Annotated in this window: 12 protein-coding genes; all 12 read right to left on the reverse strand. The window is 42.8% G+C overall.

Features of this window, described 5'->3' with window-relative positions; translation table 11 throughout:
• Nucleotides 1-2: 2 nt before the first annotated feature.
• On the reverse strand, nt 3-1,328 hold the full coding sequence (gene brnQ / locus ADM50_RS05550) for a branched-chain amino acid transport system II carrier protein (RefSeq protein WP_049484787.1): 1,326 nt from the start codon (nt 1,326-1,328) through the stop codon (nt 3-5).
• 184 nt (nt 1,329-1,512) lie between these two features.
• Nucleotides 1,513-1,800, reverse strand: a complete 288-nt coding sequence (locus tag ADM50_RS05555) for a rhodanese-like domain-containing protein (protein WP_049484788.1) — start codon at nt 1,798-1,800, stop codon at nt 1,513-1,515.
• Nucleotides 1,797-2,387 (reverse strand): uracil-DNA glycosylase family protein, encoded by a 591-nt coding sequence (locus ADM50_RS05560; RefSeq protein WP_000078134.1) that lies wholly within the window; start codon nt 2,385-2,387, stop codon nt 1,797-1,799. Before ADM50_RS05560 ends, ADM50_RS05555 begins: the two co-directional genes overlap by 4 nt.
• A 53-nt stretch (nt 2,388-2,440) precedes the next feature.
• Nucleotides 2,441-3,841 (reverse strand): dipeptidase PepV, encoded by a 1,401-nt coding sequence (gene pepV / locus ADM50_RS05565; protein ID WP_049484789.1) that lies wholly within the window; start codon nt 3,839-3,841, stop codon nt 2,441-2,443.
• Nucleotides 3,842-3,850: 9 nt separating this feature from the next.
• Complete coding sequence (locus tag ADM50_RS05570) at nt 3,851-4,456, reverse strand: nitroreductase family protein (protein ID WP_000670151.1); 606 nt, start codon at nt 4,454-4,456, stop codon at nt 3,851-3,853.
• A gap of 174 nt (nt 4,457-4,630) precedes the next feature.
• A complete protein-coding gene (locus tag ADM50_RS05575) occupies nt 4,631-5,485 on the reverse strand; it encodes a metallophosphoesterase family protein (protein WP_001015771.1) in 855 nt (284 codons plus the stop codon).
• Nucleotides 5,475-7,322, reverse strand: a complete 1,848-nt coding sequence (gene uvrC, locus ADM50_RS05580) for an excinuclease ABC subunit UvrC (RefSeq protein ID WP_049484790.1) — start codon at nt 7,320-7,322, stop codon at nt 5,475-5,477. The genes ADM50_RS05575 and uvrC overlap by 11 nt, the downstream gene beginning before the upstream one ends.
• 91 nt (nt 7,323-7,413) lie before the next feature.
• The gene (locus ADM50_RS05585) at nt 7,414-8,115 is read right to left on the reverse strand and encodes a M57 family metalloprotease (protein WP_049484791.1); all 702 of its coding nucleotides are present in this window, start codon (nt 8,113-8,115) and stop codon (nt 7,414-7,416) included.
• A 106-nt stretch (nt 8,116-8,221) separates the two neighbouring features.
• Entirely contained in the window at nt 8,222-9,001 is a 780-nt protein-coding gene (locus ADM50_RS05590; protein ID WP_049484792.1) for an alpha/beta hydrolase, read from the reverse strand.
• Nucleotides 9,002-9,069: 68 nt separating this feature from the next.
• On the reverse strand, nt 9,070-10,731 hold the full coding sequence (locus tag ADM50_RS05595) for a ribonuclease J (RefSeq protein WP_049484793.1): 1,662 nt from the start codon (nt 10,729-10,731) through the stop codon (nt 9,070-9,072).
• A gap of 508 nt (nt 10,732-11,239) precedes the next feature.
• Nucleotides 11,240-11,887, reverse strand: coding sequence for a COG3942 and LysM peptidoglycan-binding domain-containing protein (locus ADM50_RS05600; RefSeq protein ID WP_000754477.1), 648 nt, complete (start codon nt 11,885-11,887; stop codon nt 11,240-11,242).
• Nucleotides 11,888-12,173: 286 nt separating this feature from the next.
• Nucleotides 12,174-14,390, reverse strand: coding sequence for a single-stranded-DNA-specific exonuclease RecJ (gene recJ / locus ADM50_RS05605; RefSeq protein ID WP_042903095.1), 2,217 nt, complete (start codon nt 14,388-14,390; stop codon nt 12,174-12,176).
• Nucleotides 14,391-14,476 lie beyond the last annotated feature (86 nt).

The following is a 14,476-nucleotide window of genomic DNA, read 5'->3' on the forward strand; positions in this document are numbered from 1 at the left end:
TTTTATTCCATCTCAAAAACGTCACTCTCTTGTTTGTTTGGTAGGACCAATGAAAGCAAGATTCCGATAATAGCTGGCACTAGCCATGGAAGAGAGGCTGACGCAAACGGAAGGGCATTAATCATATTTTCTAGAAACTCAATCTTAAAGGAACTTCCAAGGACGCTTGCAAGAGCAATAGCTGTAACAAGCCCAATAGTTAACTGCATGCCCGGTTTTGATAGGGGTACAAACTTATTAACAATCACAATCATCACAATAGCAATAGTGATTGGATACAAGATTACCAATACTGGAATTGAGTACTTGATGATCGCATCCAGACCGAGGTTTGCAATAGCAAATCCAATCAAGGTAAAGGCAGTGGCATAGACCTTGTAGCTGATTTGAGGGAAACGTCCGTTAAAGAACTCTGCTGTCGACACAATCAATCCAACTGTCGTTGTGAAGCAAGTTACAGTTACCATGACAGCAAGGAAGAGCTGAGCCGTTGAACCAAAGATTTCCTGGGTTGCTTGTGACAAGATATAGACACCAGGAGTTCCACCCTTCATGGCTTCTGCCGGTACTGGGAAATGATTTCCAAGGAATCCTAAACCAATGTAAAGAGCGCTAAAGGCAAGAGCTACAACGATACCAACCACCCAAATAGTTGAGATGTACTCTTTCTTACTTGAAAATCCAAGTTGTTTCAAGGTTTGAACAGCAATCACACTAAAAGCCACTGAGGCTAGGGCATCCAAGGTGTTATACCCCTCTAGGAAACCTGTACCAAAGGCAGACGCTTGATAAGCATCTGAAGCCGCTTGGGGACTGCTTCCACCATATTTAAAGGCACCTAGTACAACCAAGATAACGATCAACAAAGCAAAGACTGGCGTCAAGATACGTCCGATTCGATCCAAAATCTTTGATGGATTGAGTGAAATCAGATAGGCTGCTGCAAAATACAACACAGTAAAGACAATCAATCCTAGGCCTTTATTTGCTTCAGACAAGAGAGGGCTAATCCCAACTTCATAAGCTGTTGTGGCTGTACGCGGAATGGCAAAGAAGGGACCAATCGATAGATAGAGGACTGCAAGATAAAGAGTCGCAAACCAAGGTGAGATTTTCTTAGAAATCTCATAAATGTATCCTTTAGGATTAAGCGTTCCGATGATGAGCGTTAGGACTGCAATCCCGACACCCGAAAATACAAAACCTGCGATGGCAGGAAGAAACTGTTCTCCAGATAGGGCACCTAGAGAAGGCGGAAAAATCAAGTTCCCCGCACCAAAAAATATTCCGAACAGGAGCAAGCCTGTTAGGGCACCTTTTTTAACCATAAAAATCTCCTTCATATTTCTAAAATACTGACCTAGTATACCATGATTAAGACTCTGAAAAAAGTATCTAAAATTAATCATTGAATGTTTTCAATATTTTTAAAAATAAGAATTATCTAAAAACAAAATCCCTCACTCAGTTGGAACCGAGCAAGGGAAGATTAGGGTCTATCACCATAGAGGTTTAAAGATTTTCAAAGGCCGTCATTCCACCTTGGACATTGATAACGTCATAACCCTGTTCAGCTAGAAATTGACAAGCACGCGCTGATCTCATACCAGATTTGCAAATGACATAATGCAAGAGGTCCTTATCCAACTGATCATAAGTATCAGCCAATTGACTGAGCGGAAGATTCTGAACACCTTCTAAATGAAGCGTCTCAAACTCTTCTACTTCTCTCACATCTAAAACGGAAAGGGACCCTTTCTGGTAAAGCTGGTAAAATTCATCGAAGGCTATTTCTTTCATTCTTTTTCTCCTAAAATTGTTTTAATTCTTTTTTTCAAATCGGGCACCACTTCTGACTCAAACCAAGGATTCTTAGCCATCCAGATTTGATTTCGTGGTGAGGGGTGAACTAGTGGAAAATAGGTTGGTAAGTAGTTCTGGTAATGTTTTACCCTCTCTGTCACCTTGCCACTGATTTTCTCCTGTAAATAATAGGCTTGGGCATATTGCCCAATCAAGAGAGTTAATTGGATATCGGGCAATTCCTTCAAGAGCTCTGGATGCCATTTTTCTGCGAAACCTGTACGAGGTGGCAGGTCGCCTGACTTACCATGTCCTGGAAAGTAAAAATCCATTGGCAGAACTGCAAAGTATCCTGAGTTGTAAAAGGTGTCTTCGTCAACACCAAGCCAGTCCCGTAAGCGATCGCCACTCTTATCCTTCCAATAAATCCCAGCTTCTTGTGTTTTAAGTCCAGGAGCCTGACCGACAATATTGATGCGAGCTGTCTTTGGCGCCGCAAAGAGAGGTTCGATTCCGCGTTCTGTATAGCTGGTATTTTGTGGATCCGCCATAATGGCTTGCTTGATTCTTTCAATTTGAGACATCTGTTTTCCCTCCAAAAAGAAGTCCAAGCATAACATCTCAGACTTCTATCGTTTTATTTGATCAATTCATAAATAGCTTCTGCATAGATTGCTGCTGCTCGGAAGAGATCTTCTAAGGCGATAAATTCATTGGCTTGGTGCATGGTATCGATAGAATCTGGGAACATAGCACCGTAGGCAACCCCACGTTCTAGCAAACGACCAAAGGTACCACCACCGATGACTTGCTCATGACCTTGGAGACCAGTTTGTTTCTCATAGACATTCAACAAGGTTTGCACAAGCGGATCTTCCATTGGCACATAGTGAGGGGTGTGACCGTGTTCAGAAAGGCTAACAGAAGCAACTGGCAAGTTTTCAAGGATTGACTTGATTTGCTCTGGGCTTGTTCCTTTTGGATAACGGAAGTTAAGGGCAATGGTATTGTCAGCACTTGTTTCATCAAAGCGGAAAACACCGGCATTCATAGAAAGGGCACCCATCTTTTCATCTACATGAGCAACTTTCAAGTTTTTACCTTCGTGGTCGTTCAAGAGAATCTTACCAGCGATGTTAAGGTAGTCTTTTGCAGACCCTTCAAAGTCAAACTGACTGAGGAAGAGGGCCAGATAGGTCGCACCATTGACACCTGAAGCAGGCATAGCACCATGAGCTGATTTACCAATCACAGTCACCTTGTACTTGCCAGCTTCTTCTTGAATTTCTCCTCTGAGTTTGTGTTCTGCAACAAAGTCATCTAGTTTCCCTTGCAAGTCAGCCAAGTCACCTGAAACGAGTGCTGTTGCTGATTCTGGTACCATGTTTTCACGCAACCCACCTGTGAAGCTGTGAAGACGGGCAGCGCCTGTATTTTCACCTGCAAAATGGAGATATTCAGTGATATTTCCTTTTTCACCGTTGATGATTGGGAATTCAGCATCTGGAGAGAAACCAAAGTCTGGTTTTGCTAGTCCTACATGGTCAAAATAGTAGTCCATGTCAGCCCAGCCTGATTCTTCATCAGTTCCCACGATAAAGCGAACTTTCTTAGAAGTTGGAAGGCCCAATTCTTTGATGATTTTCAAACCATAGTAACAAGCTGTTGTAGGCCCCTTGTCGTCCGAAGCTCCACGCGCATAAAGGCGACCATCTTTGATAGTTGGTGTGTAAGGATCTGTGTCCCAACCGCTACCAGCAGGCACCACGTCCATGTGGGCAAAAATTCCAAGAACTTCTTCTCCATCACCAAACTCAAAATGTCCAGCATAGTTATCAACATTTTGAGTTGGATAGCCATCACGATCTGCGATTTCAAGGAATTTTTCCAAGGCTTTTACTGGGCCAGGTCCAAATGGATGCTGAGCGTCCGCCTTGCTGTCGTCACGTTCTGAGTTGATTTCCAAAAGGCTAAACAAGTCAGCCAAGAGGTCTTCTTTGCGTTTTTCTACTTCTGCTGTAAAATCAATAACTGTCATTTTTTCTTCCTATCTCTTCTCGATAATTTCATCTACTGGCAAGCGGTAGCTTGGTTCCAATTTCTCATCTGTGTATCCAACTGTGATCAAGAGTTCTGGACGGAATCGGTCTTCAATGTCCAAAACTTCGTTGGCTTTTGATTTGTCAAATCCAAGAATAATGTTAGAACCGATTCCTTGGTCTGTCAGAGCAAGAACCAAGTTCATGGCAACCAAACCTGCATTGAGGGCTAGGTAGTCGCTGACTTGTTGTTCACTGTAACGCGCAAATTCAGCTGGCAGATTCTTCATAAAATATTGAAGTTGCTCTTCAGAGAAGTTATTAGCGCCGCCAACTCGGGCAATCTTACGAGCACGTTTAGCCAAATCTGTGTCGGTAAACAAGGCAATGGTTACAGGTGCTGCTGATACCTGCTCAAAGTTCGAACCATAAGCCAATTTTGCCAATTCAGCATTTTTCTCACGAACAACCACAAACTTCCATGGCTGGCTGTTGTGGGCACTTGGGGCCAAGGTTGCGATTTCGATAGCCGTACGCACATCTTTGGGATCTACCGGTTTATCAGTAAAATGCTTAGTCGCATGACGTTTTTTATTTAATTCAAGAAATTTCATAATCGATTTCCTTTTCTAATTCTACTGCATCCATTCTACCATATTTTGAAAGAGCTTGCAGAGATTTTTCATAGAAAGAAATTGGAACACGGATGAAGTCCTGGATTTAAACTTATCATTAAAATCAGATTTTTCCTCATCCAGTTCCAACTAATTTTCAGGGGTTTTAAGAAACTAGTCTACCTTATATTCTGACTTTATAGCCTCCAAAAATTTCTTCACATCCTCAACATACCCATGCTTTTCAATTAAACTAGCTAAGAGTTCTAGATTGTGCCCCCGATAGTTGTCATCTCGGCGTAGTTCTTCATACATTTCGATAAAAGGAAGCCCCTTGGACTTGGCCAATTCTAACTCTGCTTCATAGTCATAAGCAACTTTTCGGAATAGAATGTTTACTAATTCCCCATATTCTACTTCTATCACAGCATACTGAGCACGGTGATTTTTTAACGCCTCCCAATTAAAATAGGGCATGCCAATCGACCCTGGATTGATGATTTGTTGCCCTTGACTGCCATAACGAAGCAACTGCTTGTGAACATGACCATAGACTGCCACATCAACTTCATCATCTAGGAGTTGGTCAAATTTCTCTGTATCATTCTCAACTAGCAAGTCACCACCATAGTTCTTATTTGGCAAATTATGAGAAAGAGAAAAACGCAGTCCGTCAACTTCTCTCTTTTCTAGCATAGGTAAGCTTCGTAGCCAGTCAATCGTTGCAGGATCCATTCGCTCCATCAAATACTGCGTCATACGCAAGAGCTGGACTTCCTGTGGGTCTTCCAAGCCATATTGCCCATCTAAAGCCTCAAGGACACAATCATCCCAATTGCCTCGAACACTTGTAGTGATAGAAAGTTCCTTTAACAGAGCGACCAAGTCATTTGCACCTGGACCAGGGAGGAAAATGTCTCCCATGAGCCAGTATTCACTGACTCCTTGTGCTTTAGCATCTGCAATCACTGCTTCTAAGGCAGTCACATTTCCATGAATATCTGATAAAATTGCGATTTTATGGTTCATCATAATCTCCTTTTGTTTGGTAGTCCACTCTTTCTTCCGCCACTTGAGCCAATTCCACTTCTTCCTGAGGGTTCAACTTTCTTTTCACATCTTCTGCGACTGCTCTTGGCACACCCACTTCGACAATTTCATCCACACTAGCTTCCTTGATTTTAGTGAGAGATTTAAAATGCTTCATGAGATTCTGTTTGCGTTTAGGTCCCAGACCGTCAATCCCATCCAGTTGTGAAGAAAAGGAATTTTTTGAGCGCAGTTGGCGGTGGAAGGTGATAGCAAAGCGGTGCACCTCATCCTGGATGCGTTGGAGGAGAAAGAATTCTTGAGAATTGCGAGACAACTCCACCACTTCCAGTGGATCTCCAAAGAGCAGTTCATGGGTTTGGTGCTTGTCATTCTTTTGCAGACCTGCAATTGGGATATCCAAACCTAGCTCTTCTTGGATGACTTGCTTTGCGATATTGACTTGACCTTGTCCCCCATCAATCACAATCAAATCTGGCGGGGTTAAACCATCACGTTGAACTCGGCCATAACGTCTGCGAATAACCTCTCGCATACTAGCATAGTCATCTGGGCCAACAACCGTTTTTATCTTGTACTTTCGGTAGTCTTTTTTACTCGGTTTGCCATTGACAAAGACCACCATAGCTGAAACAGGACTGGTTCCCATGATATTAGAGTTATCAAAGGACTCGATACGGACTGGGGTCGGGATTTGGAGCAAGCGTCCCAGATTTTCAATAGCTCCTTGGGTCTTTTCGACTGATTTTTCTAGCAGATTGAACTTCTGCTCCAGACTAACACGGGCATTTTTGATGGCTAGATTGACCAGTTGTTTTTTTTCCCCACGTTGGGGTTTGAGAATCTTGGTATCCACCAAGGCCTTGACGGCTTCTTCGTCAATATCCTGCGGAATCAATACTTCATTGGGAACCAGGTGAGATTTTTCTTGATAGAATTGTCCCACGTAGGTCAAGAAGTCCTCATCTGGATCATTGTAGTAGGGGAAAAGATTGACATCCCGCTCGATGAGTTTTCCCTGACGGACAAAGAAAACCTGAACACACATCCAGCCCTTATCCACATAGTAGCCAAAGACGTCCCGATTTTGCAAATCTTTAGCCATGACCCTTTGCTTGGTCCGAAGTGTTCCAATCGCCTGAATCAGGTCACGGTATTCCGCCGCACGTTCAAACTCCATACTTTGAGCTGCGGATGCCATCTTCCCCTTGAGGTCATCGATGATTTTGTCATCCTGTCCTTTTAGGAAATCAGAAACCTCCTGAGCCATGGACTTGAAATAAGCCTCATCTTTCTGACAGATGGTGTGGGCCATACATTGGCCGATATGGTAGTAAAAACAAACCTTAGACGGCGGGTTGGTACATTTCCGAAAAGGAAAAATCCGGTCCAATAGTCTCTTGATTTCATTGGCTGCCCCCACATCTGGATAAGGGCCAAAATAAAGACCTCCGTCCTTTTTGACCTGACGGGTGATAATCAAGCGAGGAAAACGCTCATTGGTGATTTTGATGAAGGGATAGGACTTATCATCCTTGAGCATGATATTGTACTTGGGCTTATTTTCCTTAATCAGGTTGATTTCTAGGAGAAGTGCCTCAATATTGGACTCAGTGACGATAAATTCAAAATCCACAATCTCAGATACCAGAGCTTCCGTCTTGGTATCGTGACTGCCACGGAAATAGGACCGCACGCGGTTGCGCAGATTTTTAGCCTTTCCTACATAAATGATAGTGCCGTTTTTATCTTTGTGAATGTAACAACCAGGGCTAGTCGGCAAGAGCTCCAGTTTTGATTTGATCAAGTTGTTCATAGTTCCATTATAGCAAAAAGGCCGTAACAGGACGAACAAAAAGCCCCACCGATCACTTGATGGAGGAGCTTTGATTTTATTTTAGATTCATCTAGTCGCTACTGGTATAGAATTCTTGAACAGCTTTCACATCCCGAGCCTGAATTCCATAGTAGGAACCTGCTGGCTGCATGACAGAAGTCTCGTTGGTGTGATCCAATCCGATGGCATGTCCCAGCTCGTGCTCCGCCGTGTGCACGATCCGTTCATAAGAATATCCATAGTTTGGATTGGATAGATAATAGTGATTCAGGCGAACCGTTACAGATATAAATTGATTGGTCAACAGATTGGTTTGACTCTCAGCTTGACCTGCTACAGCGGTCGATCCATCATTCATCTCACTTGCCACAATATCTGCCTGGCTAGGATCCGCAACCACCTCAAAGGTAAAAGCTCCCGTTTGATTCCAGTTTTTTATGGCTTCTGCATAGGCACCTTGGAAGATCTCATCCATTTGAGGCTCAATATAGATGCGAGCTGATGCCTGAGCCCACTTGCCTTCTGCATGTTGGTGACTGTCTGTCTGAGACAAGACTTCCAGTGTTCCCGTCTCCTTCCATTGGTTCCAGCCACCTTGACCAATCTTGCTCATTTTTTCAATCTGATTGACTGCAGAATGAAAATCACCTGTCAGATACCATAGCACTCCAAAAGCAAGGAGAACAATGATAACCAAGGTCCAGACCAGACGCCAAAAGAAACGCCAAATTCCCAAAAGAAATCGGAAAAATAATTGAATAATCCAGAACATGACGCTCCACCTTTCATAAAAATAAGAATCTATCTTTAAATCGATGGTCTCCCATAATCAAGATAGATTCTCTATTTTACTCAATAAAACTGAAAGAAAACTAAAACTAAGATAAGCGCTCTTCCAAGACAAAGTCAATTGGTAAGGTAGCTAAAAAACGCTCCAATTGTTTTTCCCAGTAGTACCACTCGTGAGTGCCAGGACTATGACTATAGGTCACTTTAAAACCAAGCTTTTTGAGGTTTTTTACAGCGAGGTTATTGGCTGAATAGAGATAGTCTTGCTCGCCACACCAAACCCAAAGTTTGGTTTTTTTATCCGATTTCGCAGCGATACTTTCAAGCGAATGAGGACTAGCTGTCCAGTCTTTAATCTCTCCAAAAACTCCTCTCCAGTAGGCAAGCGATCCCAAATCCTGACTTTCAGGAGAAAAATCCTGAAAACTGAGCGCACCAGAAAAACTAGCCGCATGAGAAAAACGATTTGTCGATAGAGCGAGTTTGAAGGAACCGTATCCACCCATGGATAGGCCTGCTATGAAAGTTTTTTCTCGCTTGCTGGTCATATTGGGGAAGAAACGTTTCATGACCTGAGGTAACTCTTCTGCCAGAGCAGTATAATAGTTATAGCCATACTGAGTATCTGTGTACCAGCCATTGCTAGTATTGGGCATGATAACAATGAGATTGGTTCCACGCAACAAGCGCTCGACATTGGTACGTTTGAGCCAGCTATTTTGGTTTCCTGACATTCCGTGCAAAAGATAAAGGACAGGAATATCTGTGCAATCTGGTTCAGTCACCCGACTAGCATCTGGATAGAGTACGGTAACGCCCCACTCCATATCCAAAACTTTTGAGTAATACTCAATATTCATAACTGCCATGGTTGTCTCCTTTTACTATTCTATAAGAAAAAGCCGAATTTCGACTTTTTCTGTAGGTATTCTGCTTATTATTTTGCTTCCATCACGACTGGCAAGATTGCCGGACGACGCTTGGTTTGATCAAAGAGGTACTTGGTCAGATTGTCGCGAACCTTTCCTTTGAGATCTGCCCAGTCAAAGTCATCACCTTGAAGATACTCTTCTACCGTTTGGTTAATTAATTCTGAACTTTCACGGAGAATATCGCGGCTCTTCTTGAGGTAAACAAATCCACGTGTATGGACGCGAGCCTTGGCCACAATTTTCTTCTCACGACGGTTGACAGTGATCGCCACGATAAAGATTCCATCCTCTGACAAGACTTTACGGTCACGAAGGACGACATTTCCAACATCCCCGATGGCATTTCCGTCAATCAAGACATCACCTGCAGAAACTGCTCCAGCTGGAACAAAGTCTCCATGTTCATAAGACATGGTCGTTCCCTTTTTAGGGATGAAAATGCGTTCTGGCAACATTCCAACCGCCATGGCAGCCTTGGCATGCGCATCTAACTCACGGTACTCCCCTTGGATAGGGAAGAGGTAGTTTGGCTGCAGAAGATTGATCATCAACTGCAAATCACGCGCATTCCCGTGTCCGGATACTCGCAAGCTTTGGGTAATGAGTTTCACCACACCACCAGCTTGGTAGATCATGTTTTCCACACGCGCCATGACGGCTTCTTTGGCGATAGATGGAGTCGTTACGATATAAACCAAGTCCCCATCTTTGATTTCCACATAGCGGTGGCGACCAATAGACATCTTACGAAGTCCATTAATAGGCTCACCCATACGCCCAGTCTCAAGGATAATCAACTCATGGTCTTCAAAACGAGACATTTCTTTTGGTTTAATCAAGAGACTTTCATTGGCTAGAGACAATTTTTTGAGTCGAATCGCAGTGCGGACGATATTTTCAATATCAAATCCAGTCAAAACAACTCTGCGACCTGTATCTGCTGCAGCATCAAAAACTTGCTGGATACGAGAAAGGTTGCTGGCAACTGCGGCAACGATGATACGACCTTCCCAGTCTGCAATGGTCTGGGTAATTTCCTCTCCAACTTCACTCTCGCTCGCCACCTGGATATTGCTGTCTGCATTGGCTGAATCACTGAGGAGCGCTAAAACACCATCACGACCGATTTCAGCCAAACGAGCAAAATCCGTCGCATAGGATTCACTAGCTGTCTGGTCAAACTTGAAGTCACCTGTGTAAACAATGCTACCTTCAGCTGTTTTCAGGACTATTCCCAAACTTTCTGGGATAGAGTGAGTTGTACGGAAGAAGGAAACCACAGTCCCTCCAAAGTCTATCTCTGTATCTTCATCAATCACATGGAAGTCATTGAATTTCTTAACCGTATCATTTCCTTTGACAAAGAGTTTGGCCAACTCAATGGTCAACTCAGAACCAAACACAGGCACCTTAGCCTCTGCCAAAAGATAAGGCAGGGCACCAATGGCATCCGCATGTCCGTGAGTCAAGAAGACCCCAGCGATACGATCGCTATTTTCAAAAAGGTAGTCCATATTTGGAATGACGACATCAACACCTAGTTGTTCATTTTCAGGGTATTTAAGCCCCGCATCCAAAACAAAAATAGAACCATCGATTTCAGCGATGTACATATTTTTCCCATTTTCTCGTACACCACCTAGTGTTGTTAAACTAATATTACTCATTTTTCCTCCGAAACTTCATTTATCTTGATTATAGGGTGAATTTACCCTCTTATTCTAAAAGTTCTAAAACTTCCAGCCGAATCTTTTCCTACCATTATACCATTTTTTTGATTATTTTCAAAACGAAGATAGGTTTTTAACTAGAGATTAGTCACTACTGTGAATCGAATCCTTTAACTTTGACTTCTCTTTTGGAGGCTTCATCGAAGATAATGGAAGGATTGCACCATCAAAAATATGGATTTTCTGAATCAATTTAATTTCAGATACCTTTCTCGAACTCTAAATTTCTCTTTTAGTTCAAAACAAGTTAAATTCTTGCCCTTCACCTCTCGACTTGAGAACTATTTTCTACAAAGACATGGTTTATCTACATCCAAAAGCGAGAATTTCCTGTTCGCTACAGAATCTAAAAATTTCAGAAATTAGCCATTAATATAGAGGATAACGTTAGGAAATTTTTTCAAAAAGAAAAAAGACTTAGAAATTCTAAATCTTTTTATCATCTTTAGTTTGGATAGATATAAGTGACGTTACCTAAAAATTCATGTGGATTAAAGAAGCCACGATAATTCGCAATCTGCTTTTGACGTCTGTAGTTTGCTTCCAATACCTGGATAGAGTTTTCACTTTGAACATCTGTTACATAAGCAACGTGTCCATATTCACCACCATCCCAAACGGCGATTGCTCCTACTACTGGAACACTTCCTGTCTTATAGCCTTGAGCGCTCGCGTAGATTGCCCACGTGTTGGCATTTCCCCACCAGTTGCTAGCCCAAGGCGCCAATTCTTTCACACCCCATGTACACTGACCAACAGGATAAGAGTTTCCATAGTTTGTCGGAGTCTTTTCGACAACATCTTCTGTATCAGATACCACATTCGCAGTGCTAGCTGGAGCACTGTAGGTAGAGCTAGCCTGAGCGGAACCACTTACTTCCAATACATCGCCTGGGTGGATGGTGTCAAAGATAGTTTTTCCATTCAAAGCTGCCAACTCATGCGGATCCATGCCGTTTGCAGTTGCAATGGCATAAAATGAATCACCATCTTGAACAACGTAAGAATTCGCATGAACAGTTTGAGCCCCAACCGTAGCCAAAATAGCGGTAGAAGTCAAACCAAGAGTCAGTTTCGTAACTGTTTTTTTCATAACCAGATTCCCCTTATATTTTCTTGATAAGAAAATCATACTTGATTTACATGTCAGTTCGTTTAGAGTTATATTTTAGTCCTGTTACAAATATTTATACTTTTACTACATAAGGTTTAAAAGCAGACATCGTATAAAGTGATAGAAGAGAATAAAAAAATGAATCATTTCCCCAACCTTTACATCAGCAAACCATCCAAAAGACTATCCAATCAACCACTCCCACACCAAGCATTTATCCGACAAAAAGAGACCGAGATAGGTCATCTCAGTCCCTTTCTATCTATTACTCCATTAAAAAGTCATACATTTCTTGCACGGTACCCAGCGCCATCATTTCTTGGTCTTTGACGGTTTGTTTGAGATTTTGGTAAATCTGACTTTCAGCAATTTCCCTTTTCGGCGCTTCTTTATTGACTGTCATGACACCATCTTTGATCGTCACAAAACCTAGCTCTTCAAATACTTGGATCATCTTGACAAGTAAGATTTGTTGGATATTGAGATAAGTCGCCAAATCCTTAAGCTTGTAGCGAATATCAAACTCTGGGAACTGGTAAATAGTCTTGTACAATTTTGCAAACTGCTCTCTGGTCCCATAACCTGTTAGATAGTAGGCCTTGTCAATGTCATTTTTGAAATAGACAGCAGAGAAATGTTGTTTCTGAAAAATGGCCTTCAGCAGAGTAATATCCTCGGGAATGGTTTTCACAACAACCGCTTCACTAGTCGCTAAATCTGGCACCTCTCCAGAGAAATCCAAGACTGGAATTCCCTCTGGCAAGACTGCATTCTTCCCACGAATGTTAAAGAGTTGAACACCTTCCACACGTGCATCCACCATCATCAACTGGAGGGCAGTTTGGCCATTCCATTGGTTGACAGACAGGGTGACTGCCAATTCTAAATTCTTGGTTTGAGCAAACTCTGTCGCCCATCTACCTTGTCCGAAGGCCACCACCTCAAAACTCGCCTCACCCTTGGAAATTTTTAGTTTGAGGTGGGCATTGCCTGCTCCCATAGTACGGGCACTTTCGACATGAAAATCCTTGATATAAAAGACAGGTTTCTGATTATCCATCCCAAAGGGTGCCAAGCGTTCAAAGCTTTTAACCGTTTCTAAACTAAGAGTCTCCAAATCCAACTCTTCATCTAGATTTAACTTATTCTTGCCACCAGCATCTGCACCTTTTTCACGGACATAGTCTTCTAAAACCTGAGATAAATCTGAAAGTTTCTCAACTTCCAGCGTCATTCCAGCTGCACCAGCATGGCCGCCAAAGGCGATAAAGAGGTCTCGATGGGGATCCAGAGCTTCAAAAATATCGACCGCTTCCACACTACGAGCACTACCCTTGGCGCGACCTTCTTCTATATTAAGAACGATGACTGTCTGCCCTAGTTCTTCCAACAAACGACCAGCAACGATACCCAGAACGCCAGGATTCCAGCCTTCCTTGGCCAAAACCTGGACCTTTTTCTCAGGATCAACCATGGTCTTAGCTTCTTCATAGATTGACTGAACGATTTCCTTGCGCTCTTCATTTTTCTGGTGAATCATGAGGGCAATCTCATGAGCTTCCTCGTCGTCAAATCCAGTCAGCAAATCAATGGCAGGATTAGGATCATCCAAGCGCCCCAAGGCATTTAAACGAGGGGCAATCTGGAAACCAACCGTTTCTTCTGTTACTTCATTAGCAGCAATTCCAACCATGTCTAGCATTTCTTGTAGTCCAATGCGCTGGGTATGTCCCAACATTTCCAGACCATATTGGACCAAAATGCGATTCTCATCCGTCAAACTCACCATATCAGCAATGGTACCGATAGCGACCAAATCAAGCAATTCCACTTGCACTTCTTCTAAAAGAGCGCAAGCTAGCTTGAAAGCCACTCCGCATCCGGCCAAATATTTGAAGGGATAATCCGCATCTGGATGCTCAGGGTGAACAATCGCATAGGCATCAGGAAGGGTTTCCGGCATGGAATGGTGGTCGGTCACAATGACATCCACTCCCATAGACTGGGCCAGTTCAATTGCTTCGTGACCCGCAACCCCATTATCCACTGTCACAATCAAGGAAATACCCTCTTGCTCGATAAAGTATTTATAAACACTGGCATTGGGACCATAGCCATCGGTAAAACGATTGGGTAGGTAAACACGGCACTCAGCACCAAGCTGTTCCAAACTTTCCTTCACAATCGAAGCTGAAGTCATACCATCCGCATCGTAGTCTCCATAGATGAGAATGTTTTCCCCTTCTTCAATGGCCTGACGAATCCGTTCCACTGCCTTGTCCATATCATGGAGCAGATAGGGGTCATGTAAGTCCTCTAAAGAAGGTTCTAAAAACTTCTTTAGACTTTCTTCATCCTGAATCCCTCTTTCAAATAATAAGCGAGCCACCTCAGGACCCAGCCCAGCCTTCTTGGCTATCTTTGTAAAATCCGCATCTTCAACCTGCGGGGCAAACTGCCATTCATAAGTAGGAGTTATCAAAAAGACATCCACTCTTTCTAAGAATTCTATCGTTTCATTATAACATGATTTAGGCATTTTCTCTATTCAGATTGCTTTTTTATAAC

This window comes from Streptococcus oralis (genome assembly GCF_001075675.1).
Lineage (GTDB): Bacteria > Bacillota > Bacilli > Lactobacillales > Streptococcaceae > Streptococcus > Streptococcus oralis_V.